Here is a 504-nt window from a genome sequence, read left to right on the forward strand (position 1 = left end):
GAACGGGTTCGCTCCGAGGGCCTCGGTGAACGGCTCCGTGAAGGGCTCGGTGAACGGCTCCGTGAAGGGCTCGGTGAACGGCTCCGTGAAGGGCTCGGTGAACGGGTTCGCGCCGAGGGCCTCGGTGAACGGCTCGGTGAACGGCTCCGTGAACGGCTCCGTGAACGGGTTGGCTGCGAGCGCCTCGGTGAAGGGCTCCGTGAACGGCTCGGTGAAGGGCTCGGTGAACGGGTTCGCGGTGAGCGCCTCGGTGAACGGCTCCGTGAAGGGCTCCGTGAACGGCTCGGTGAAGGGCTCGGTGAACGGCTCGGTGAACGGCTCCGTGAACGGCTGGGCGGCCGCACCGAGCCGGTGCTCCCGCACCTCGCCCGCGCTGGTCGACGCCCGCCCGGCCGCGCCGGACGCGTGGCCCGCCGACGCCCCCGCCGACGCGTCGGACGCGGCGCCGCTGAGCGCCCCGGGAGCCGTCCCGTTCGACGCGGGGCGGGTGCCGTCCGGCGACTG

Annotated in this window: 1 pseudogene; it reads right to left on the minus strand. The window is 73.8% G+C overall.

The window, feature by feature from the left end:
• A pseudogene (locus CTKZ_RS18475) lies at nt 1-504 on the minus strand (hypothetical protein); the annotation flags it as partial.

The organism is Cellulomonas algicola (genome assembly GCF_003851725.1).
In the GTDB taxonomy this organism is placed as follows: domain Bacteria; phylum Actinomycetota; class Actinomycetes; order Actinomycetales; family Cellulomonadaceae; genus Cellulomonas; species Cellulomonas algicola.